Source organism: Pseudomonas aestuarii (genome assembly GCF_027988105.1).
Classification (GTDB): Bacteria; Pseudomonadota; Gammaproteobacteria; order Pseudomonadales; family Pseudomonadaceae; genus Aquipseudomonas; species Aquipseudomonas aestuarii.
In genome coordinates this window covers 128521-149701 of sequence record NZ_JAQJZJ010000002.1, presented here as the reverse complement: position 1 = coordinate 149701, position 21181 = coordinate 128521, and the positions used below count along the sequence as shown (strand labels likewise).

Below are 21181 nucleotides of genomic sequence, written 5' to 3'. Positions count from 1 at the left end.
GCCCGCTCTGAAAACGACCTGCATATAGCTAAAAGCACAACCGACAAGGTTGATGGCTTGTCGCCAGCAGCCTTGCGCTCCTATCTTGCATGCTAAGGTGGCGAGCGGGGTTCGTCAGTGACCGGAGTGGGGTATATATGTGGACTGATCTGCAACGGCACGTCGCCAGCTTGAGTACGGCGAAGAAACTGGCCCTGGGATTCGGCGTAGTGCTGGCGCTCACGGCGGTGGTGGCCGCCACCGGCTATTCGGCCCTGCGTGAGGTTGCTGCCCGCTCGGCGTTGCTCGAGCGCATGAGCGCGATCAACACCCAGGTCCTGCAGATCCGCCGCAGTGAGCAGGATTTTGCCCTGACTAATGATGCCACTCATGTCGAGCGCCTGCATGAGCAGGTCGAGGCGCTGCTGGCGAGCAGCGCAACCTTGCAGGCCGAGCTGCCGGCCGCTGGTGGGCAGGTGCTGGGCGAGGTCAACAGTGCCGTCGACCAGTACCTCGCAGCCTTCGACCGTTATGTCGATTTGACCGGAAACATGAGTCTGTCCCTGGAGGCGGCCAATTGGCTGGTGGTGAGCGCCGCTAACAGCCTTGACCTGATCGGGGAGGGCCTGGTCGAGGATGGTATCGATCTGCTCGAGAGCAGCCAGGGTACCCAAGGCGGCGAGTCGGTGCTGCAGGCCGGGCAGATCAGCAAGGTCCATCAGCTTTTGTTGCAGGCGCTCGATCAGGCCCGAGTACGCCTGCAGCAGAGCCGCAGTTCTGCCGAGGTCGCTCAGGGTGAAATCCAGCAAGCCATCGATGCGCAGACCCTGGCCGGTGAGCTGCGCGATGCCATGAACAGTCCGGGCTATGCCTCGGTGCTGGCGGAGGTCATCGGCAACGTCGACTCGTTCAATGACCGGCTCAAGGAGTACAACGGCCACTTGCGCCAGCAGAAGCAGGAATACGCCCTGCTGGTAGAGCAGGCCGAGCGCATCGTCGGGTTGGTCGGACAGGCCTACGCAGACCAGAAGAGTGCCATGCAGGCGCAACTGCAAACCAGTGGCTGGCTGATTCTGCTGGCCGCAGCGCTGGCCCTGGTGATCGGTTTGCTGGCGACATTGGCCATCACCCTGCTGATTGTGCGCCCGCTCAAGCAGGTGATCGGGCAGGCCCGGCAGATTGCCGAGGGCGACCTCAGTGTGCGCATCGAGGTTCGGCGCAGTGACGAGGTGGGGCAGTTGCAGGCCGCTATGCAGGGCATGTCGAACAACCTGCGCGAGATGGTCGGCCAGCTGCAGGGCGGGGTAAGCCAGATTTCCGCGTCGGCCGAGTCGTTGTCGGCGATTACCGAACAAACCCGCCTGGGCGTCAACGGGCAGCGGGTGGAAACCGATCAGGTGGCGACCGCCATGAGCGAGATGACCGCCACCGTGCATGAGGTGGCGCGTAACGCCGAGGCGGCCGCCGCGTCCACCGAGGACGCCGACAACCGGGTCAGTCGCGGCGCCGAGGTGGTGCGCCAGACCCTGGTGCGGATCGACCAGCTGGCGGCGGCGATGGACACCACCACCCAGAGCATCGAGCACCTCAGCCAGGACACCCAGCGCATCGATTCGGTGCTGGATGTGATTAAGAACGTGGCCGAACAGACCAACCTGCTGGCCCTCAACGCCGCCATCGAGGCCGCGCGCGCCGGCGAGCAGGGCCGTGGCTTTGCCGTGGTGGCCGATGAGGTTCGGGCCCTGGCCAAGCGTACCCAGCAGTCCACCGCGGAAATCGAAGGCTTGATCTCCTCGCTGCGCGAGGGGGCGCGGCGCTCGGTGGCCGACATGCAGCAGAGCGGTGCCCTGGTCGCCCATGTGGTGGAGGATGCCAATCAGACCGAGGGCGCCCTCGCCGGGATTGCCGAGGCGGTGACCCAGATCTTCGAGATGAACCAGCAGATCGCCGCCGCGGCCGAACAGCAGACGGCGGTGGCCGAAGAGATCAGTCGCAGCGTGACCTCGATTCGCGATATCGCCGATCAGTCCTCGGTGGCGATGGACGAAACGGCCGATTCGAGCATTCGCTTGGCCCAGTTGGGCCGCGAACTTCAGGGCATGGCCGGGCATTTCCGCTTGTAGAGTTCGCCGCTAAGTGAGAACCGCGCTCACAGTTTCGTCAGCAAAGGTTACAGGGTGCTTTGCCCGCCTGACGCTGGCCAGTAGCATCGACGCACTTGGATAAAGGCCGGAGCGAACGATGCGTATACGACTGAATGCCTGCCTGGATGCGGTGAATCAGGTGCTGCTGGGCAAGGAGCCGCAGGTGCGCCTGGCCCTGGCCTGTCTGTTGGCCCGCGGCCACCTGTTGATCGAGGACTTGCCGGGCATGGGCAAGACCACCCTCAGCCACGCGCTGGCCAGGGTCCTGGGCCTGAGCTTTCAGCGTATCCAGTTCACTTCCGACCTGCTTCCTGGCGATATCCTCGGCACCTCGGTGTTCGTCAAGGACAGCGGGCAATTCGTCTTTCATCCGGGGCCGATATTCGCCGAACTGGTCTTGGCCGATGAGATCAACCGGGCCACCCCGAAGAGCCAGAGTGCATTACTCGAGGCCATGGAGGAGGGCCAGGTGACCATCGAGGGCGCGACCCGAGCGCTGCCGGAACCCTTCTTTGTTATCGCCACGCAGAACCCGGTGAGCCAGGGCGGCACCTTCGCCCTGCCCGAGTCGCAGCTCGATCGCTTCCTCATGCGCCTGTCGCTCGGTTATCCGGCCAAGGCCGCTGAGAAAGCCTTGCTCCTCGGCGATTCGCGGCGCTCGTTGCTGCCGCGCCTGGAGCCGCTTCTCGACCATGCCGCGCTGGCGCTGATCCAGGCCGAGGTGCCCAAGGTGCGCGCCAGCGATGCCCTGATCGACTATGTGCTGCGTCTGGTCGATGCCACGCGCAGCCAGCCGCAGTTCGCCTGGGGGCTGTCGCCGCGGGCCAGCCTGGCTTTGCTCGCCGCCGCCCGCGCCTGGGCATTCCTCGACGGCCGCGATTATGTGATTCCCGAAGATGTGCAGGCCGTGCTGCCGTCGGTGGTCGGTCATCGCCTGCGCGAGCGCGCCGATCCGACCGGGCATGGCGGCGGCGCGCTGGTGCAATGGCTGCTGCGCGAGGTGCCGGCGCTTTGAGGCAACAGCTCAAGCAGCGCTGGAGTCGCTGGCTGGCCCGGCGGATTCCACCGGCCGCCAGCGTGCGCCTGACCCAGCGGCGGATCTTCATCATGCCGACGCGGGTCGGGCTGGCCTTTGCCCTGGCGCTGCTGCTGATGCTGCTGACCGCGATCAATTACCAGAACAGCCTGGCCTATGCCCTGACCTTTCTGCTGACGTCGCTGTTTATCGTCGCCATCCTGCACACCTACCGCAACCTGGCGGGTCTGGTGCTCAAGGCCGCTGGTGCAAGGGCGGTGTTCGTCGGCGAGCAGGGGCAGTTTCACCTGCGTCTGGAAAGCAGCGCACGGGCGCACCAGGCGATCGCCCTGGGGTGGCCATCGCAGCCTTGTCAGACTCAGGATGTGCCCGCACAGGGCGTCAGTGAGTGCGAATTGAGCCTGCCAGCGCTGCGTCGCGGCTGGCTGCGGCCGGGGCGCCTGCGGGTCGAGAGTCGCTTCCCGCTGGGTCTCCTGGTGGCCTGGAGCTGGGTCGACCTGGACCAGGCCCTGCTGGTCTATCCGCAACCACGGGAGGGCGAGTTGCCGCTGGCCGCAGGCGCTGATGACGAGCTGGACGAGCAGGGCATGCGTGCCCACGGCCAGGGCAGCGAGGATTTCCAGGGACTGAAGCGTTACCAGCCCGGTGACTCCAAGCGGCGCCTGCACTGGAAGGCCTATTCCCGTGGTCAGGGCCTGTTGGTCAAGGACTTCGCCGCGCTCGGCGGGCGCGAGCCGTGGCTGGATTTCGAGGCGCTGGCGGGCGATGTCGAGCTGCGCCTGTCGCTGCTCTGTCATTGGGTGCTGCAACTGTCCGAGCGTCAGCAGCCCTTTGCCCTGCGTTTGCCGGGCCAGGTGCTGGCGCCCGCCAGCGGCGAGCAGCACCGCGACGCATGCCTGCGCGCGCTGGCGCTGTTCGGCACGCCGGCATGAGCCGGCCGGGAGCAATTCCGCGGATCAGCCTGACCTGGTTGCTGGTCGCCCAGGTGCTGGTGATCATTCCGCACCTGGGCCATCTGCCGCTATGGATCCTCGGCCTGTGGCTGGGCTGCGCGGCCTGGCGCATCCAGATCTTGCGCATGCATGCCGGTTATCCGAATGCCTGGATCAAGGCCGGATTGATGCTGGGTGCGGCCGTCGGCGTGCTGTTTTCCCGCGGTAGCCTGATCGGCCTGGATGCCGGGGTGGTGTTGCTGATTGCCGCCTTCATCCTCAAGTTGCTGGAAATGCGCACGCGGCGTGATGCCCTGGTGGTGATCTTTCTCGGCTTCTTCGTGGTGGTCAGCGCCTATCTGTTCGACGACAGCATGCTCGCCGCCCTGTACAGCCTGCTGCCGGTCACCGCCTTGCTGGCGGCCCTGATCGGCCTGCAACAGAGCGGCGTCGCCGCGCAGCCCTGGGCAACCGCACGCTTGGCGGCCGGCTTGCTGCTGCAGGCCGTGCCCCTGATGCTCCTGCTGTTCGTTTTCTTCCCGCGCCTGGGCCCGCTGTGGTCATTGCCACTGCCGAGTGAGCGCGCGGTCAGCGGCTTGGCCGAGAGCATGGCACCGGCGGATATAGCCGAGCTAAGTCGCTCGAGCGGGCTGGCCTTTCGCGCCAGCTTCGAGGGCGAGGTGCCGCCGCACGAGCAGCTCTACTGGCGGGCGTTGACCTTCGAGCGCTTCGACGGTCGACGCTGGTCGCAGGCAAGCTTTGCCCAGTTGCTGCCGACCCCAGCCTGGGAAAAACAGGGTGAGCCGTTGCGTTACAGCATCGTCATGCAGCCCAGTTCGCAGGCCTGGCTGTTTGCCCTGGACGTCGCCGAGACCGGCCTGGAAAACACCCGGCAGATGAGTGATTACCGCCTGCAGCGCAGGCGGCCGGTCGAACGCACCTTGCTCTATCAGGTAACGTCCTGGCCAACGGCATTGCGTGAGCCGGCGGCTTCCAGCGACAGCCTGCGCCGCGCCTTGCAACTGCCGGACGATGGCGATCCACGCAGCCGCGCCTGGGGCGCCGAGCTCAAGCGGCAGTACCCGCAACCCGAGCAGCTGGTGCAGGCCGTGCTCAGCCATTTCAACCGTGAGCCCTTCGGCTATACCCTGCGCCCGCCACGGTTGGGATTGAACAGCATCGATGATTTTCTATTCGAGAGCCGCAACGGCTTCTGTGCCCATTATGCCGGCGCCATGGTCTTCGTCCTGCGCGCGGCCGGCATTCCGGCGCGGGTGGTGGCCGGCTACCAGGGCGGCGAGTACAACCCCGGCGGCAACTACGTCCAGGTGCGCCAGTTCGATGCCCACGCCTGGGTCGAATACTGGCAGGCGGGCAAGGGCTGGGTGAGTGTCGATCCGACCTTCCAGGTGGCGCCCGAGCGTATCGAATTGGGCCTGGAAGAGGCGCTGGTCGATGAGCAGAGCTTTCTCGAGGGCTCGCCGTTCTCACCGTTGCGGTACCGTCAGTTGGGTTGGTTGAACCAGCTGCGCTTGGGCTGGGACAACCTCAACCATGGCTGGCAGCGCCTGGTGCTTGGTTATCAGGGCGCGCAGCAGCTGCAATTGCTGCAAGGCTGGTTCGGGCGTATCGACGCCCGGGTCCTGGCGCTCAGCCTGGTGGGCGCTGGTGGGCTACTGCTGGGGCTGCTGGCGCTCTGGCTATTCAAGCCCTGGCAGCGCGAGCGTGACCCCCAGCAGCGTCTGTTCAGGCGTTTCGAACAGTTGTTGGCGCGGCATGCCGTGCACCGTCAGCCGGGCGAAGGCGCGCGCGCCTATGCCGAACGTGCGGCACAGGCCTTGCCAGCCCAGGCCCAGGCCATTGGCAACTTCGCGGCCGCCTTCGAGGCGCAGCGTTATGCCGGGGGTGAGGCGCGCCCGGCAGAGTTGCGCGCGCACCTGGCGGTCTTGCGCCGGGCGTTACCCTGGCGCAGGGTGATCTGGCGGGCTGCCCTACTGTCTGGAGCAACTCGCGATCCGTAGGGTGTACTCGCCGCTGGCAGTACGCCGTGGGTACTCAGCGCGGCGCCAATCTGGCGGGCTGTCGCTGCGCTCCGGGCCGCCCTGGTGCTAGACGCAACGCCGCCCGGATCGTCTAGGCTGCTAAGCTGGCAATTCTAATGGGCTGCAAGGGAAGACCCTATGGGGCGCTTTATCGAGGAACAGTTGCAGCAGGTCCTGCGCCTGCAGGTCAGGCTGTATGCCTGTCGCGAGCGTTTGCTGGCCGCGACCGATCCTGAAGCCCTGCATGACCTGCGCATTGCCCTGCGCAAGCTGCGCAGCCTGTTGCAGCCGCTGCGCGGTGTGCCTGCGTGCGCTGCGCTGCAACAACAAGCTGCCGAGCTTGGGCGAAGCAGTGGGCCGTTGCGTGATCTCGAGGTGTTGATCGCCCATTTGCATCGTCAGGGTAGGCACGATGCGGTCAACCTGCGTCAGCCACGTTTGCTCGCTGGCTACGCGGCGCTGCTGGCCGGCGCCGAGCTGCCGGCGCTGTTCGAGGCGCTGGATCAGTGGCCGCAGTTGTGGCGCCAAGCGGCGGACGCTGAGCTGCGTGGCCTGGCTAAACGGGTCAGGCGGCGCCTGGCCAAGCAGCAGCGGCGGCTGGCCGAGGCCCTGGTCGATCCTGCACATGATCGTCATCGCCTGCGCTTGTTGATCAAGCGTGTGCGCTATGGCGCCGAGGCTTACCCGAAACTGAGTGGATTGACGGCCAAGACCCAGGCGCGCCTGAAGGTGGCGCAGGCGGCCCTGGGCGATTGGCATGATCTCTTGCAGTGGTTGCAGCGGGCCGAACAGGAAGCGGATCTTGCCATGTGCGTCACCCCCTGGCGGACGGCCTTGCAGGCTGCCGAGGCAGCGGCTGACCAGGCATTGCTGGCGCTGCAAGAGGATTTCATCTCCGTTTAGTAGACGCCCGTCCGGTCAGTTGCTTAATTCAGATTCTCTGGATTAAGTCTTTGCCGTGGGTGGCCCGACCTCGGGGCGAAATCCTTGCCTTGGGCTCGAGCCTGGCAGGCGGCCGCACCCACTCGCGAAAGTGTTCCCGGCCTTGTTTACCTCTGCCCATCCATGGGGGACGCCGGGTTGGTGGAATTTTCCACACCCCCGTGGGGCGCAGGCGCCACGGCGAATGCAGGCCGCAGGGCTGCCTGGTGCTGGGGGCGGCGGTGGAGGAAAACGGATTGACCGACCCGGCTGCCAGGGGCTCCGTGCTGGATACGCCGTTTGCCCGGCTCAATTGGCCGAAACGCCCTGTCGCCCCGTGGTGCATTTCCCCTAAGATCACCGGCTATAGATATCTTGAGGTGGTTATGGATTTTTCCGAGTTGCTCCAGGCCGTTCGCAGCAAGCCGCAGGCCGTGGTAATCCCCTCCGTCTGGGCGCAGGGACGGGCCAGTTTCGGGGGGTTGATGGCTGCGCTGGTGTATGAAGCCATGCGCGCCCATGTCCCTGCGGGGCGGCCGCCGCGCTCGCTGGCGATCACCTTCGTCGGCCCGGCCGAGCCGGATGTGCCGGTGAGTTTCCAGGTCGAGGTGCTGCGTGAGGGCAAGGCGGTCAGCCAGGTGCTGGGCCGCGCGCTGCAGAATGGTCAGGTGGTGACCCTGGTTCAGGGCAGTTTCGGCGCGGCGCGCGAGTCGGCGATCAGGGTTGCGGCTGAAGCCGCGCCGCAGATCACGCCGGTCGAGGACTGCCAGGAACTCGCCTACGTACGCAATGTGACGCCTGAGTTCACTCGTTTTCTGGCCATGCGCTGGGGGATCGGCGGCATGCCCTTCAGCAACACTCCCTCGCGGGAAATGGGCGGCTGGGTGCGCTTGCGCGAAGGGGGCGAAGTACAGCCGGTCAGCGAGGCGCACCTGCTGGCCCTGGTCGATGCCTGGCCGCCAGCAGTACTCCCGCACCTGAGCGCACCGGCACCGGGCAGTTCATTGACCTGGACCATCGAGTTCATCCAGCCTGTAGCCGAATTGAATACCCTCGACTGGTGCCTCTACCGTGCGCAGATCGAACACGCCCGCGACGGCTATGGGCATATCGCTGCCGCCTTGTGGAGCCCGCGCGGTGAGTTGCTGGCAATCAGCCGGCAGACGGTCACGGTGTTCGGTTAAACAGCGCACAAGAAAGCCGCCAGCACCTGGCGCTTGAGGCTTCTTGACGGCTAGAGCTTGAGCTGGCGGATGGCCCGGTTCAGCTCGCCGGCCAAGGCCGCCAGCTCGGAGCTGGTGGTGGCGGAACCCGTGGTTTGCTGCACCGTCTGCTCGGTGACGTCGCGAATACTGACGATGGAGCGGTTCATTTCTTCGGCCACCTGACTCTGCTGTTCGGCGGCTACCGCAATCTGGGTGTTGCTCTCGCGCATCTGCGCCACCGAGCCGGTGATGGCGACCAGCGCCTCGCCTGCGGCTTGGGCCTGTTGCACACAGTCATCGGCCTTGAGCGAGCTTTCCTGCATGAACTCGACGGCGTCACGGGTGCCGCTTTGCAGGGCGGCGATCATCCGGGTGATCTCGTCGGTCGAGACCTGCACACGCTTGGCCAGATTGCGCACTTCATCGGCCACCACCGCAAAGCCGCGGCCCATTTCGCCGGCGCGGGCGGCTTCGATGGCGGCATTGAGGGCGAGCAGATTGGTCTGTTCGGCAATGCCGTGAATCTCACTGACGACGCTGCTGATTTTCTGACTGTCGACCGCCAGTTGCTGGATCATTTGCGCCGTCTGTTGCACGCCGCTGGACAACCCGGCGATCGACTGACCGACACGGTCGACGACTTGCTGGCCGCTGCCGGCCAGTTGCTCGGCGGTTTTTGACTGATCGCGGGTGTCTGCCGTGTGTTGCGCGATATGGTGAACGGTGGTGGACATCTCATTGATCGCGGTGGCCGCCTGTTCGGTCTCGCTTTGCTGGTCGAGCATGCCCTGGCGCACGTCGCGCATGCTCACGGCCATGCGCTCGGCACCTTGGTCCAGGCGTGCGGCCGTCTGCGCCACGATGCCGACCACGCGTTGATACCCGGCCTGCATGGCGTTGAAGGCCGTGGCCATCTGGCCGATTTCGTCACGGCACTCGAGTGGCACGCGTGCCGCCAGGTCGCCGCTTTTCTCTACCTGCAGCATTACATCCTTGAGGGTGTTGAGATGGCTCAACAGGAAGTGGATCAGCAGTTGCGAGGCCGCCAGCAGGGCCAGCATCAATAGGGCGACAACCAGCGCATAGCTTGCTGCGCGCTCGCCAATTACCTGCATCAGGCTGGGCGCCTTAGCCAGAACGGCGAGGCGCTGGCCCTGGCCCAGGTCGATGACCTCGGCGCCGATCAAGCCGTCTTGCGTGGACAGCGGATCCTGCTCCAGGGCCACCCAGCCGCGAGCCCGGCTCAGTGCGGCGCCCTGATTATTGGCCAATGGCGGTGTCTGGCCATCGGCAAACAGCAGCAGTTGTGCTCCGCCTGGCAGCGGCTGACCGGCCGGCCAGGCACTCAGGAGCCTGGCCTGCGCTTGCGCGGCACTCTTGGCCGCATCGACGCCTACCTGTTGTTCCAGTTGCAGGGCGTACAGGACCAGCAGCAGGGTGGTGAAAAAGGCCACGGCGTTGACGGCCCAGAACTTGTATTTGAGTGAAAGGTTGCGAACCCAAGAGCCCATGGTGTCTTCTTCTGATGGCGGCGAAAGTCGTGTTGGCAAAGTGCCGCTACTGTCTCGCGAAACTGCAATGCGCCTGTTGATCTCTATCAACAGGACGTTCCGTCCTTGTTAACGACTGTTATTGAGTGGACTTTAGGAAATGCCCAGTTCTGCTTGAATGTCGCGCGGGTTGCAGCCGCTGGCCCTGTGAGGGGGGCTGGGCGTCTGCGCCGACGCGTTACCACGCCTCGGGCAGGGCAGCGCTTCAGTTGTACTCGCTCTCGGCAGTGGTATCGACAATGACCGGCAGGCTGAAGAACTGCCTGGCGCAGGCGGTGCTGTGCGCCGCCAGGGTTTCCAGGCTTTCGTTGCGGTGCAGCGCCACCTCCCTGAGTACCTCGGTCAGAAAGGCGGGTTCGTTGCGGCCATTTTTCGGTTTCGGCCGCAGGCTGCGTGGCAGCAAAAACGGCGAGTCGGTTTCCAGCATCAGCCGGCCGACCGGAATTTCCCGCACTAACGGGTGCAGGTGAGTGCCACGCCGCTCGTCGCAAATCCAGCCGGTGATGCCGATATGCAAATCGAGGTCGAGGTAGTTGAACAGGGTGCGTTTTTCTCCGGTGAAGCAATGCACCACCGCAGAGGGCAAGCGGTCGCGGTAGTCGCGCAGGATCTCCAGCAGGCGCTGATCGGCGTCACGCTCATGGAGAAACACTGGCAGCTGCAGGTCGACGGCCAGGGCCAGGTGTTCCTCGAGCACTTTTTCCTGCTGCGGGCGTGGGGAAAAATCACGATTGAAGTCGAGCCCGCATTCACCCACGGCGCGCACCTGGGGCTCACGCAGCAAGGCCTGCAGTTGTTTGGCGCTGTCGGCGTTCCAGCTGCTGGCGTCGTGCGGATGGATGCCGGCGGTGCTGAACAGGCGCTGGCCGTTTTCATCCAGCTGGCGGCACAGCTCGAGAGCCAGTTCGCTTTGTTCGAGGCTGGTGCCGGTCAGCAGCAACTGGCAGACACCGGCCGCGTAGGCGCGGGCGAGCAGGGCTTCAGCCTGTTCGGCGAGGCTTGGATGAGTCAGGTTGACGCCAATGTCGATGAGTTGCATGGTGCGACCTATGGGTTGGGGATAGCAGCATAACAGAGCTTTTTTGTTTTAAAAAAAGCTATAAAATACAGTCATATATAGCGTCTTTGTAATGTTGAGTAGTTCCAAGGGCTGGCATCCGAAAGCGGGCTGTGCGAATCTCCGCGCCCCACGCATTCCTGGTACTTGGCGAGCGTTGCGGTAGTCTCACTCGGCCAATGAAGCCTGGTGGCCGCCCTTGCCGTGGAGACTCGATGTCGCGCCCGCTGCTTATATTCTGTGTTTTGCTGTTGCTGCCGTTGTCGGCCGCTGCACGTGTGGCTGGGCCGCCGGAGGTGCGGCAGCCGACCCAGGCGCGTGATCTGGCGAGCATTCGCAGCAGCGGAGAACTGCGTGTGCTGGTCAACCAGAGCCGTAATAGCTCCGGTGAAATCAAAGGCCAGAGCATCGGAGTGGAATACCATCGCTTGCGTGCATTCGAGCAGTTTCTCAATCGTAATGCCCGCGATGGTCGCGCGCTCAAGCTGACGATTATTCCCAAAGCCAAGGACCAACTGCTCGCGGCCTTGCAGCGTGGTGAGGGCGATCTCGTCGCGCCAGGGGAATTGCTCAGCGTGCCCGGAGGCAAGGGTATCAGCGCCAGTGCGGCGATCCGCAGCAATGTCCCCTTGATCATAGTGGCGCGTCAGGGCGATCGGCGTTATCAGAGTCTCGAGCAGATGTCCGGACGCAGCCTGGCCTTGGCGGCGGGTAGCGCAGCGGGCGCTGCCGTGCAGGCGTTTAACCAGCAACTGCTGCAGAGAAAGCGACCGCCGATCATCATCGAGTGGGTCGACCCCAGCCTGGCCATCGAGGACGTGTTGGAAATGGTGCAGGCTGGTATCTATAGCGTTACCGCGGTGGAGCAGCCGATTGCCGAGCGCTGGGCCAAGGTCATGCCCAAGTTGCGCCTGGAGCCGCACCTGGTGCTGGCCAAGGACGGCGACATGCGTTGGTACCTGCGCCGGGAAGCATCGATGCTCGGCGCTAGCGTCGACCGTTTCCTGGCGGGCTATCGCGCCCCGGCCGATCTGGATGCGGCCTTTCAGCGAGTCTACCGGCGCCTCTACAGGGTGCATTACCCGCTCGGACGAACCGAACGCCAACGCTTGGAGAAGGTGCGCCCAGTGCTGCAGCGGCATGCCGCGCAGCAGGGTTTCGATTGGCTGATCCTGGCGGCGCTGGCGTTCAAAGAGTCCACCCTCAATCCGGCGGCGCGGGGGGCCGGTGGTGCCACCGGCTTGATGCAGATAACCCCGGGCGCGGCGCGCACTGTTGGGGTCGCCAATATCGGCGTGTTGGAGAACAACGTGCAAGCCAGCGCCAAGTACCTGGCGATGATCCGGCGCAACTTCTTCAACAGCCCCCAGCTCAACGAGCGCGAGCGCATGGCCTTTGTGCTGGCGGGTTACAACATGGGGCCGCAGCGGGTGCAGAGCATGCGTGCCGAGGCGCGCCGACGTGGTCTGAATCCCAACCAGTGGTTCTTTCAGGTCGAGCGGATCGCCATGGAGCAGGTCGGGATGGGCGTGGTCAGTTATGTGAGCAGCGTGAACAAGTACTACCTTGCCTATGACCGCGAGCGTTATTTGCTGGAGCCGCAGAAGGCAGTGGTGGGCGTGCTGGATTAATCTGTTTATACGATATTAATAAGCGACTTTATCGGCTTTTAGTATCTGTTAATTGGTTTATTCTTTGCTCCATCACCTCACTCACAAGGATTGCAGCCCATGAACACCCTGATCAGATCTGTCGTCGCCACTCAAGCAGGTTATGGCCTGACCATTTTACGCATCATCGCAGGCCTGACTTTTGCGGCGCATGGTGCGCAGAAGTTGTTTGGCTGGTTCGGCGGGTATGGCCTGACGGGTGTCGGTCAGTGGATGGAGAGCATCGGCCTGGCACCGGGCTACCTGATGGCATTGCTGGCTGGCAGCGCTGAGTTCTTTGGCGGCCTGGCGTTGATCATCGGTCTACTGGCTCGTCCGGCGGCGGCAGTGTTGGCGGTGACCATGCTGGTGGCGATTGCCACTGTGCATATGGCCAACGGCTTCTTCATGAGCAACAACGGCTATGAATTCGCCTTGGCATTGCTGGTGATAAGCCTGGCAGTTCTGATCGAAGGCGCAGGCAAGCTGTCGCTGGACAAGCAAATCGCCGGCTAAGCAACTCAGCCGAAGCTAGCGGGCGCCGTCCTGCGGTTCCACGCTCAGAAAAATGCCGCTTTCCTGCCAAGGGAAGGCGGCATTTTTATTGAGTGAAGAGCACGGCATCTGTAGCTCTCCTGAGCTGCAATGTGGCTCAGGGCGGAGCAGCCTGTGGGCGCCGGTTTAGTCAGCGCTAAAGCCGCCGTCTTGCTCGTCGCACAACAATGGCCAGGTGTGCAGTGGCCGATAATGGGTGCCGCGGGTGTTCTGCTCGGAGGCGAACAGGGAAAACCGGGTTACTGGCCAATCGAAGGATGGGTTGGCATCGATTGGTTGCGTGGGGCAGTGCCGCAGCAGGCTGAGATGAGCGCGAAAAGGTCGGCTTTCCAGCTGGATCGCGGCACTGCTCAGGCTGGTGTTCAGCTGCTCAACCAACTCCAGCAATGCTTCTGGTGTGTGGCTCGGCGCCAGGTACAGCAGGCCATTGCGGTGTCGGCCGAGGCGATCCAGGTGCAGGTCGAATACCGGTGCGTGTACTACGCCCCCCAGGCCTTGCAACTCGGCAACGCGAGCACGCGGCAGCTGGCCGAGAAATGCCAGGGTCAGGTGCAGGTTGGCCGTTGCGACCGGCCGGCCGGGCAAGTGCAGGTGGCTGCGCCAAGTGGCGATGGCCTCGGCCAGTTCAGGCGGGCAACCCAGAGCAAAGAACAAGCGCAGATCATCGTTTTTCATGGTGTTTGATTCCCTTGCGCGGCGCTGTCTTGACAGTATCGCGCAGGCTTCTCTAGGATGCTGACCCATGCGCCGATTTAAACAGCTACTTGCGGGGCGCCGAGTTACTTGCAGATTGCAAGGCTCTGAGAAGTACTCTGCGGAGGCTTCGAAATACCGCTAAAGCGCTGGTTCGGTGTCGCCTCTCACCTGCCCGGCGGGATTCATGAGGCGGAGACATGAGCATGAGTTGTCCCCAATCGCTGATTCGCTTGGCCCCGATCACTTCCGGGCTGAGTCAACGCAACCCGAAAATTCTTCTCGGCGGTAGTCACCAGCCGACCCTGCTGCGCTATCTCGACGGTTGGCCCAAGCGCTGGGGCGGGCCGCGCGCCTTTCTGATCCATTTCGTCGATGACCATCAGGCGCTGGCGCGCTTGGCCAGTGACAGCTTCGATATGGCCGTGCTGCAAGCCCCCAGTGCCGAGGATCTGCACGCCACCGTGCATGAGCTGACGCGGGTCGCCCGCCAGGGCTTGATCACCCGGCGCTGAATCTCGTCTCGTGCGGCTCCTGCCATTACGGGTAGTCGATAGCGATCACGTACCAGGTCTTTTCACCGGTCGGGGTTGGCACCCGGACTTCGGCGTCCAGGGCCTTGCCGATCAGGGCACGGGCCAGGGGCGAGTCGATGCTGATCAGGTTGAGTTTCAGCTCCAGCTCATCCGGGCCGACGATCCGATAGCGTGACTCGTTGCCGTCCTCGTCTTCGAGGGTGACCCAGGCGCCGAAGTAGATCTTGTCGGCATCGCTGGGGCGGCTGCTGACCACTTTCAGGCTTTCCAGGCGCTTGCTGAGAAAGCGCACGCGGCTGTCGATCTCGCGCAGCATTTTCTTGCCGTAGGTGTATTCGGCGTTTTCCGAACGATCACCTTGCGCCGCCGCTTCACTGACCGACTGGGTAACCTGGGGCCGACGTACGTGCCAGAGCTCGTGCAGTTCGGCGCGCAGGCGCGCTTCGCCTTCGGGGGTGATCAGTGGCGTGCCGGCGGAGCGGGGTGGACGATAGCGACTCATATAACTGCTGTCTGGCCGATAAAGCGCGAGTCTATCAGCCCTCGCGCAGCACCGTCAGCGGGCTGACATTCAACGCACGACGAGTGCCAAGCACGCCCGCGCCACCCACCAGCAGTGCGCCGACTGGCGGCAGTAGCAATAGCCAGGGGTGAGCGTGCCAGGCCAGGTCGAAGGCGAAGCGGTAGAGCAGAAAACTGATCAGTTCGCAGCCGATGGCTGCCAGCAGGCCACTGATTGCACCAAGCAGGGCGAACTCGGTCCGCCGCGCCTTGACCAGCAATTTGCGCTCGGCCCCCAGGGCACGGAGCAAGGCGCCCTGGCGAATGCGCTCGTCCAGGGTGGCCTGCAAACCGGCGAACAGCACCGCCAGGCCGGCGGCGAGCACGAACAGCAAGACGAACTCGATGGCCAGGGTGACCTGGGCCAGGATGCTGCGCAGTTGCGCGAGCAGGGCTTCGACTTGCAGCAGGGTGACCGCGGGGAAGGCGCGTGACAGTTCGACCAGTTGCCGTTCCTGCCGGGCGGGCAGGTAGAAGCTGGTCAGGTAGGTGACCGGCAGGTCCTGCAGGGTGCCGGGTTCGAAGATCATGTAGAAGTTGGGTTTGAAGTTGTTCCAGTCGACTTGGCGCAGGCTACTGACCCGGGCATCGCGGTCGAGGCCGCCAACATTGAAGCGTAAGCGATCGCCCAATTTAAGCTTCAGGCTCTTGGCCAGTTCCGACTCGACCGAGACGCCCGGCAAGTCGTCGGTTGTGGAGGGGGTCCACCAGTCGCCAGCAAGCAGCTGATTGCCCTCCGGCAGGTCGGCAGACCAGGTCAGGCTGAGGTCCCGGCGAACGGCGCGCTCGCCCTGGGATTCCTTGCTGACGATTTGCCGTACCGGCTCGCCATTGATCATGGTCAGGCGACCGGGCACCACCGGGTAGAGCGGGGCAGGGTGGGGCGAGAGCTCGGCCAGGCGCGCGGCGAACGCATCCTTGTCGGCCGGTAAGACATTCAGGGCGAAATGATTGGGCGCCTGCTCGGGTAATTGATTCTGCCAGGTATCGAGCAAATCGCCGCGCAGCAGGGCGATCAGCGCCATGGCCAGGAGGATTAGGCCGAATGCCAGGGCTTGTCCGGCGGCGGCCAAGGGGTAGCGCAACAGCTGACCGAGTCCCAGGCGCCAGTGCAGTGAAGAGCGGCCCAGCAGGCGGCGCAGGCTTTGCAAACCGAGCAGGAGCAGGCCGCCGAGCAGCAGGGCGGCAACCAGGCCGCCGCCGAGCAGGGCGAAGGTCAGTTGCAGGTCCAGGCTCAGGCGCCACATGATCAGGCCGAGGGCGAATAGGGCAGCGCCATACACCAGCCAGGAGCTGGCGGGCACAGGTAGCAGGTCACGACGCAGTACGCGTAGCGGTGGCACCCGGCCGAGAGCGGCCAGGGGGGGCAGGGCGAAGCCGGCGAGGGCGACCAGGCCGGTGGCGATACCGGCCAGCGCTGGCCATAAGCCGCCCGCCGGGATCTGCGCCGGTAACAGGCCCTGCAGCAGGTAGAACAGGCCGTGCTGGGCAAGCCAGCCGAGCAGGGCGCCGATCAGGCTGGCGCCAAGCCCGAGCAGGGCCAGTTGCAGGCTGAACAGGCCCAGCGCTTGATTTCGCGACAGGCCAAGACAGCGCAGCAAGGCGCTGGCATCGAAGCGCCTGGCGGCGAAGCGCGCGGCCGAAAGGGCTACCGCAACCCCGGCGAGGAGCACGGCTGCCAGGCTGGCGATGTTCAGGTAGCGTTCGGCTCGACCCAGGGCGCTGCCGATTTGCCGATTGCCGTCGCGGGCATCTTCGAGGCGCTGGTTGGCCGCCAGATCGGGGGCGATTGCTTGCCGGTAAGCGCTCAGGGCTTCTGGCGTGCCACGCCAGAGCTCACGGTAACGCACCCGGCTGCCCGGCTGCACCACGCCGGTGGCGGCCAGGTCATCCAGGTGCATCAGTACGTGCGGGGTCAGGCTGTAGAAGTCGCCGGCGCGATCCGGTTCGTAGGTCAGGACCCGACGCAGGGTCAGGGTTTTCGAGCCGACCTCTATGGTATCGCCCACGTTCAGTTCAAGCGCGGCGAACAAGCGCGCCTCGGCCCAGGCCTCACCGGGTTGCGGACCGGGGCCGGTTTGCTCGGGCTCGTAGGGGGCCGCCGCACTTTTCAACTGGCCGCGCAGAGGGTAGGCACTGTCCGCGGCTTTGACGCTGGCCAGTTGGATGCCGGCATCGCTGGCAATCACACTGGAAAATTCGACCACTTGAGCGTGATCCAGCCCCAGCCGGGTGCCGCGACTGATCTGTTTCGGCGCGGCGGGCGAGCTGCCGCTGAGCCGCAGGTCGGCGCCGAGGAACTCGGTTGCCCGCATCAACATGCCATCGTTCAGTCGCGCGCTGAAGTAGCCGATCGCGGTGCTGGCTGCGACTGCCACCAGCAGGGCGAAAAACAGCACGCGCAACTCGCCAGCACGGGCGTCGCGCAGCAGTTGGCGGGTCGCCAGCGAGAGCAGTCGAGTAAACGGCAAGTGAGTCATCAGGGTTCCACGTGGTCGACTAGATGACCGCCTTCGAGGCGAATCAGACGCTGGCAGCGATGGGCCAGGCGCTCGTCATGGGTGACCAGAACCAGCGTCGCGCCGCGCTCCCGGTTAAGCTCGAAGAGCAGGTCGCTGATGCGTTCACCCGTGTGGCTGTCGAGGTTGCCGGTGGGCTCGTCGGCGAACAGCACGTCCGGTTCCGCCACAAAGGCGCGGGCAATGGCCACGCGCTGTTGCTCGCCACCGGAGAGCTGACGCGGGTAGTGGGTCAGGCGCTGACCCAGGCCGACCCGTTCGAGCAGGGCGCGGGCCAGTTCGCGGGCGTCGGCATGGCCTTCCAGCTCCAGGGGCAGCATGACGTTCTCCAGCGCATTGAGGCTGTCGAGCAACTGGAAGGATTGAAAGACGAAGCCGACATGCTCGGCACGCACCCGGGCGCGCTGGTCTTCATCCAGTGCGCCCAGGTCGTGGCCAGCCAAGGCAACAGCGCCGCCGCTCGGCAGGTCGAGGCCGGCGAGCAGGCCGAGCAGGGTCGACTTGCCCGAGCCCGAACTGCCGACGATGGCCAGGCTATCGCCCTTGTTCAGCGCCAGGGACAGGTCATGGAGTATGGTCAACTCGCCTTCCGCGCTGGCAACCACTTTGCTAAGGTTGCTGGCGGTAAGAATGCTTGAGCTCATGGAGAATCCAATGCGTGCAGGGTTAATGAGTGCGATTTTTACCCTGTTGTGCTGGGGGCAGGTCGCGCTGGCGGACACCGTGCTGGTCGTTGGCGATAGTATCAGCGCGGCTTTCGGCCTGGATACCCGTCAGGGTTGGGTCGCTTTGCTGGAAAAACGCCTGGCCGAGCAGGGTTATGAGCACCAGGTGGTGAATGCCTCGATCAGCGGCGACACCAGTGCAGGCGGCGCTGCGCGGCTACCTGGACTGCTTGCCGAGCACCAGCCTAACCTGGTGATTTTGGAGCTGGGCGGCAACGATGGCTTGCGTGGCCAGGCCCCTGCTCAATTGCAACAGAATCTTGCGTCGATGATTGAGCAGTCGCAGAAGACGGGGGCCAAGGTGCTGCTGTTGGGGATGCGCTTGCCGCCCAACTACGGTGTGCGCTACACGACCGCTTTTGCACAGGTGTTTGCCAGCTTGGCGCAAGAGAAGCAGGTGGCCTTTGTCCCGTTCTTTCTTGAAGGGGTGGGCGGCGTGCCAGCAATGATGCAGCGCGACGGTATTCATCCCGCCGCCGCTGCTCAGCCATTACTCCTGGAAAACCTCTGGCCGACCCTGCAGTCGCTGCTGTGACAGGCTTTTCCGCGAGCGGTCTTTCGGCTAATGTGGCGCCCCCGCCTAGGAGCCATCAATGCCGCGTTCTGCCTGGTCCTTGTACGCCTATCAACTGATCGAACCGGACGAGCAGCTCGACTTGTTCGCCTGTCGTGAGGTTCGCGTGCACCTGGTCGCGCGTCAGCTCGAGTTGGGTGGTTTTGCCGATCGTACCTTGTGTGGCGGATTGTTGCCGGCACAGCCGCTCTGGCGCGAGCTGGACAAGACCATGCTGCGCGACACGCGCCTGTGTTCGGCGTGCCGGGCGACCCTCAATGCCCAGCGTCGCGGGCAGCGGCCGCTATGGTCTGGCCAGTTGTGAGCAGATTTTGCCTGCAGTGAACAACTGAAGTGTGCTCACCCGTGACGCGGGTTGTTTTTCCCAACGGCTGAGCGCCGATGTACAATCGCCCCGTTAATTGTCTGCCCTTTTCGTCAAGGATTTCCGGATGTTGTCGTGCCTTCCTGCCGTCACTCGCTGCTTGTCACTCTGCGCATTGTTCGGCGTCAGTTCGGTGGTTGCCATGGAATGGCCGTTACCGCCCCCAGGCGAGGACATTGTCGGTCAGGTGCGGGTGATCAACGCCAAATACGAAGACACCTTTGCCGACCTTGGCTCGGCCAACGACTTGGGTTATCTGGAAATGATTGCGGCCAACCCGGGGGTCGATGCCTGGCTGCCTGGTGAGGGCACGGAAATCATACTGCCTACGCGTTTCATACTGCCGCCAGGACCGCGCGAGGGGATCGTGATCAATCTCGCCGAGTACCGTCTCTACTACTTCCCCAAAGGGCAGGACGTGGTGCACACCTATCCGCTGGGGATCGGTCGCGAGGGTTGGAGTTCGCCAGTGGCCGATGCGCGGATCACGGCGAAGACGCCGAATCCTGGCTGGACCCCTCCGAAGTCGATTCTCGAGGAACATGCAGCCGATAATGATCCGCTGCCGGCTTACGTGCCGCCAGGGCCGAATAACCCGCTGGGACCTTACAAGATGACCTTGTCGGTACCCGGTTACCTGATCCATGGCACCAACAAGAAGTTCGGTATCGGTATGCGCGTCAGCCATGGTTGTTTCCGCATGCTTAACCATAACGTATTGCAACTGGCCGAAATGGTGCCGGTCGGCACCCCGGTGCGCATCATCAACGAGCCCTACAAATTTGGCTTGAGTAACGGCAAGGTGTATCTGGAAGCCCATGCACCGCTTGACGACACGGGCGAGTCCTCCATCGTCGATCGACATGCTGCCGTGATCAATGCACTGCTCAAGCGTGAAGAGCTGGGCAGCCTGCGCCTCGACTGGGATATGGTGCGCGAAGTGGTGGCGGCCGAAGACGGTTTGCCAGTTCCCATTGCGCAGCCCGGTGCGGCAGTTGCCAGCAGAACCGACAGCGAAAGGCTGTCATACAGCCAGTTTTTCTCGCAGTGAGGCGAGAATAGCCACCTCGGTTCCGATTGTGCTCATGGATTCGGCAGCACTGGAGTCGCCCAAGGCCAGGGCGACGTGCAGCGTCCGAACCGGGACCGGTTAGCACTACTCCCGTCGTTGCGGCGCAATTACCCCCCCCCCCAAAAAAAATCTGTTGCCGCAGTGGCTCTACGCGACACGAGCGGGCCTGGGTCTTGCGTGGGCGCCAGGCTGGGGCACATGGTTCCGGCGCAAGGCGAAGTTGCAGCACTTCCTTGAGCAAGCGCGCCAGCAGGTTGAGCTGCTCAAGCGCTAAGTGAATGATGATCCGGGCGCGACCAATCGCCGGTAGCAGGCTGCTGTAGTACGCAGCGGCTCTCAATCTGATGCGGATGGTCGATCTGCCTTCAGGTTTGCTGGGGGCTTCGCTATAGCGCCGCCTGCCTGATGCTCTGCTTGGTCGCCGGCGTGACCATAGTGGCAAAAGTGCCAGCCGCTGGCGAGCGGAGCATCACTGTCGGTAGATCTTTTGCGCACGCTGGCGTCTTGCGCTTCGAGCATTCCTGCGCAGCGCGCACCCGCCAATGTTGCTGGGGCAAGCAGTGTCCGGACTTGCTCCGGGGCTGAGTGTTCCGAGTCCGAGGAGGTCGAGCGGTGTGCGCTTCTCCGTGTGATCCGGGCAGGCCAGGTAGCAGGGCGGCCGGACGGACGCCCTTGTCGATTACTCGGAAAAGCCAGTGCCGGCGGCGGCGACAAAGGTCATTTCAACCAAGTACTCCGGGTTTGCCAGTTCCGCTTTTACGCAGGCTCGGCTTGGCGCTGTGCCTTCCTCGAACCAGGCGTCCCAGAGTTCGTTCAGCGCCGCAAGATTGGAAAAATCCGTGAGGTAAATGGTCGCCGATAGAATGCGTGATTTGTCGCTGTTGATCTTTGCCAGCGACTGTTCGGCTTGGGCAAAGATCTGTTTGACCTGTCCCTGGATATCAGCCTTGGTGTCGGAGTCCGCTATCTCAACAAAATGGGCGATGCCGTTGAATACCGTGATGTCAGACCAGCGCTTGGTCGGATTGATGCGATGTATTTGCATAAAGAGTCTCTTCTGGTAGGAA

General features: G+C 63.9%; 19 protein-coding genes and 1 pseudogene. 13 read left to right on the top strand and 7 right to left on the bottom strand.

Annotation, left to right across the window (positions count from 1 at the left end):
* Nucleotides 1-89: 89 nt before the first annotated feature.
* The 7 genes and pseudogenes from PH586_RS23665 to PH586_RS04550 all read left to right on the top strand — a co-directional run.
* Nucleotides 90-1247: pseudogene (locus PH586_RS23665) on the top strand (HAMP domain-containing protein); the annotation flags it as partial.
* On the top strand, nucleotides 1230-2102 hold the full coding sequence (locus PH586_RS23660) for a methyl-accepting chemotaxis protein (protein ID WP_408636782.1): 873 nt from the start codon (nucleotides 1230-1232) through the stop codon (nucleotides 2100-2102). The pseudogene PH586_RS23665 and the gene PH586_RS23660, both read left to right, overlap by 18 nt.
* A gap of 118 nt (nucleotides 2103-2220) precedes the next feature.
* Complete coding sequence (locus tag PH586_RS04570; RefSeq protein WP_271346593.1) at nucleotides 2221-3138, top strand: AAA family ATPase; 918 nt, start codon at nucleotides 2221-2223, stop codon at nucleotides 3136-3138.
* A complete protein-coding gene (locus PH586_RS04565) occupies nucleotides 3135-4091 on the top strand; it encodes a DUF58 domain-containing protein (protein ID WP_271346592.1) in 957 nt (318 codons plus the stop codon). Before PH586_RS04570 ends, PH586_RS04565 begins: the two co-directional genes overlap by 4 nt.
* Nucleotides 4088-6112, top strand: coding sequence for a transglutaminase TgpA family protein (locus tag PH586_RS04560; RefSeq protein WP_271346591.1), 2025 nt, complete (start codon nucleotides 4088-4090; stop codon nucleotides 6110-6112). Before PH586_RS04565 ends, PH586_RS04560 begins: the two co-directional genes overlap by 4 nt.
* 159 nt (nucleotides 6113-6271) lie before the next feature.
* Nucleotides 6272-7036 (top strand): CHAD domain-containing protein, encoded by a 765-nt coding sequence (locus tag PH586_RS04555; protein ID WP_271346590.1) that lies wholly within the window; start codon nucleotides 6272-6274, stop codon nucleotides 7034-7036.
* 404 nt (nucleotides 7037-7440) lie between these two features.
* Nucleotides 7441-8238, top strand: a complete 798-nt coding sequence (locus PH586_RS04550) for an acyl-CoA thioesterase (RefSeq protein ID WP_271346589.1) — start codon at nucleotides 7441-7443, stop codon at nucleotides 8236-8238.
* A gap of 50 nt (nucleotides 8239-8288) precedes the next feature.
* Here the strand turns inward: PH586_RS04550 and PH586_RS23655 are convergent, their stop codons facing one another.
* Both PH586_RS23655 and PH586_RS04540 read right to left on the bottom strand, forming a co-directional pair.
* On the bottom strand, nucleotides 8289-8993 hold the full coding sequence (locus PH586_RS23655; protein ID WP_408636781.1) for a methyl-accepting chemotaxis protein: 705 nt from the start codon (nucleotides 8991-8993) through the stop codon (nucleotides 8289-8291).
* A 1021-nt stretch (nucleotides 8994-10014) separates the two neighbouring features.
* Nucleotides 10015-10848 carry a TatD family hydrolase gene (locus PH586_RS04540; protein ID WP_271346587.1) on the bottom strand — a complete coding sequence of 278 codons (834 nt, stop codon included), beginning with the start codon at nucleotides 10846-10848 and terminating at the stop codon, nucleotides 10015-10017.
* A gap of 233 nt (nucleotides 10849-11081) precedes the next feature.
* Between PH586_RS04540 and PH586_RS04535 the strand changes: the two genes are divergently transcribed.
* Together PH586_RS04535 and PH586_RS04530 are read left to right on the top strand one after the other, a co-directional pair.
* A complete protein-coding gene (locus PH586_RS04535; protein WP_271346586.1) occupies nucleotides 11082-12497 on the top strand; it encodes an MltF family protein in 1416 nt (471 codons plus the stop codon).
* 99 nt (nucleotides 12498-12596) lie between these two features.
* Entirely contained in the window at nucleotides 12597-13031 is a 435-nt protein-coding gene (locus PH586_RS04530; RefSeq protein ID WP_271346585.1) for a DoxX family protein, read from the top strand.
* Between the two features lie 165 nt (nucleotides 13032-13196).
* On the opposite strand, the gene thpR is transcribed toward PH586_RS04530, so the two are convergent.
* Nucleotides 13197-13745 carry an RNA 2',3'-cyclic phosphodiesterase gene (gene thpR / locus PH586_RS04525; protein WP_271346584.1) on the bottom strand — a complete coding sequence of 183 codons (549 nt, stop codon included), beginning with the start codon at nucleotides 13743-13745 and terminating at the stop codon, nucleotides 13197-13199.
* 224 nt (nucleotides 13746-13969) lie between these two features.
* Between thpR and PH586_RS04520 the strand changes: the two genes are divergently transcribed.
* Nucleotides 13970-14278, top strand: coding sequence for a class I SAM-dependent methyltransferase (locus PH586_RS04520; protein ID WP_271346583.1), 309 nt, complete (start codon nucleotides 13970-13972; stop codon nucleotides 14276-14278).
* 25 nt (nucleotides 14279-14303) lie between these two features.
* Here the strand turns inward: PH586_RS04520 and greB are convergent, their stop codons facing one another.
* From greB to PH586_RS04505, 3 genes are read right to left on the bottom strand one after another with little or no spacing between them, the layout of a single operon-like run.
* Nucleotides 14304-14801 (bottom strand): transcription elongation factor GreB, encoded by a 498-nt coding sequence (gene greB / locus PH586_RS04515; RefSeq protein ID WP_271346582.1) that lies wholly within the window; start codon nucleotides 14799-14801, stop codon nucleotides 14304-14306.
* 34 nt (nucleotides 14802-14835) lie between these two features.
* A complete protein-coding gene (locus tag PH586_RS04510; RefSeq protein ID WP_271346581.1) occupies nucleotides 14836-17340 on the bottom strand; it encodes an ABC transporter permease in 2505 nt (834 codons plus the stop codon).
* On the bottom strand, nucleotides 17340-18023 hold the full coding sequence (locus PH586_RS04505; protein WP_271346580.1) for an ABC transporter ATP-binding protein: 684 nt from the start codon (nucleotides 18021-18023) through the stop codon (nucleotides 17340-17342). The genes PH586_RS04510 and PH586_RS04505 overlap by 1 nt, the downstream gene beginning before the upstream one ends.
* A 10-nt stretch (nucleotides 18024-18033) precedes the next feature.
* On the opposite strand from PH586_RS04505, the gene PH586_RS04500 reads away from it, so the two are divergent.
* The 3 genes from PH586_RS04500 to PH586_RS04490 all read left to right on the top strand — a co-directional run bounded on the left by PH586_RS04500 (nucleotide 18034) and on the right by PH586_RS04490 (nucleotide 20093).
* Nucleotides 18034-18639 (top strand): arylesterase, encoded by a 606-nt coding sequence (locus PH586_RS04500; protein ID WP_408636765.1) that lies wholly within the window; start codon nucleotides 18034-18036, stop codon nucleotides 18637-18639.
* Nucleotides 18640-18697: 58 nt separating this feature from the next.
* Nucleotides 18698-18982 (top strand): hypothetical protein, encoded by a 285-nt coding sequence (locus PH586_RS04495; RefSeq protein ID WP_271346579.1) that lies wholly within the window; start codon nucleotides 18698-18700, stop codon nucleotides 18980-18982.
* Between the two features lie 127 nt (nucleotides 18983-19109).
* Entirely contained in the window at nucleotides 19110-20093 is a 984-nt protein-coding gene (locus PH586_RS04490) for a L,D-transpeptidase family protein (RefSeq protein ID WP_271346578.1), read from the top strand.
* 700 nt (nucleotides 20094-20793) lie between these two features.
* Here PH586_RS04490 and PH586_RS04485 read toward each other — a convergent pair.
* A complete protein-coding gene (locus tag PH586_RS04485) occupies nucleotides 20794-21159 on the bottom strand; it encodes a RidA family protein (RefSeq protein ID WP_271346577.1) in 366 nt (121 codons plus the stop codon).
* Nucleotides 21160-21181: the final 22 nt, after the last annotated feature.

Coding starts and splice junctions, on each gene's coding strand:
- greB (WP_271346582.1), bottom strand. CDS start 14,801: ATGAGTCGCTATCGTCCACCCCGCTCCGCCGGCACGCCACTGATCACC.
- PH586_RS23660 (WP_408636782.1), top strand. CDS start 1,230: ATGCAGGGCATGTCGAACAACCTGCGCGAGATGGTCGGCCAGCTGCAG.
- PH586_RS04485 (WP_271346577.1), bottom strand. CDS start 21,159: ATGCAAATACATCGCATCAATCCGACCAAGCGCTGGTCTGACATCACG.
- PH586_RS04500 (WP_408636765.1), top strand. CDS start 18,034: ATGCGTGCAGGGTTAATGAGTGCGATTTTTACCCTGTTGTGCTGGGGG.
- PH586_RS04490 (WP_271346578.1), top strand. CDS start 19,110: ATGTTGTCGTGCCTTCCTGCCGTCACTCGCTGCTTGTCACTCTGCGCA.
- PH586_RS04550 (WP_271346589.1), top strand. CDS start 7,441: ATGGATTTTTCCGAGTTGCTCCAGGCCGTTCGCAGCAAGCCGCAGGCC.
- PH586_RS23655 (WP_408636781.1), bottom strand. CDS start 8,993: ATGTCCACCACCGTTCACCATATCGCGCAACACACGGCAGACACCCGC.
- PH586_RS04570 (WP_271346593.1), top strand. CDS start 2,221: ATGCGTATACGACTGAATGCCTGCCTGGATGCGGTGAATCAGGTGCTG.
- PH586_RS04495 (WP_271346579.1), top strand. CDS start 18,698: ATGCCGCGTTCTGCCTGGTCCTTGTACGCCTATCAACTGATCGAACCG.
- PH586_RS04555 (WP_271346590.1), top strand. CDS start 6,272: ATGGGGCGCTTTATCGAGGAACAGTTGCAGCAGGTCCTGCGCCTGCAG.
- PH586_RS04540 (WP_271346587.1), bottom strand. CDS start 10,848: ATGCAACTCATCGACATTGGCGTCAACCTGACTCATCCAAGCCTCGCC.
- PH586_RS04505 (WP_271346580.1), bottom strand. CDS start 18,023: ATGAGCTCAAGCATTCTTACCGCCAGCAACCTTAGCAAAGTGGTTGCC.
- PH586_RS04560 (WP_271346591.1), top strand. CDS start 4,088: ATGAGCCGGCCGGGAGCAATTCCGCGGATCAGCCTGACCTGGTTGCTG.
- PH586_RS04530 (WP_271346585.1), top strand. CDS start 12,597: ATGAACACCCTGATCAGATCTGTCGTCGCCACTCAAGCAGGTTATGGC.
- PH586_RS04520 (WP_271346583.1), top strand. CDS start 13,970: ATGAGTTGTCCCCAATCGCTGATTCGCTTGGCCCCGATCACTTCCGGG.
- PH586_RS04535 (WP_271346586.1), top strand. CDS start 11,082: ATGTCGCGCCCGCTGCTTATATTCTGTGTTTTGCTGTTGCTGCCGTTG.
- PH586_RS04510 (WP_271346581.1), bottom strand. CDS start 17,340: ATGACTCACTTGCCGTTTACTCGACTGCTCTCGCTGGCGACCCGCCAA.
- thpR (WP_271346584.1), bottom strand. CDS start 13,745: ATGAAAAACGATGATCTGCGCTTGTTCTTTGCTCTGGGTTGCCCGCCT.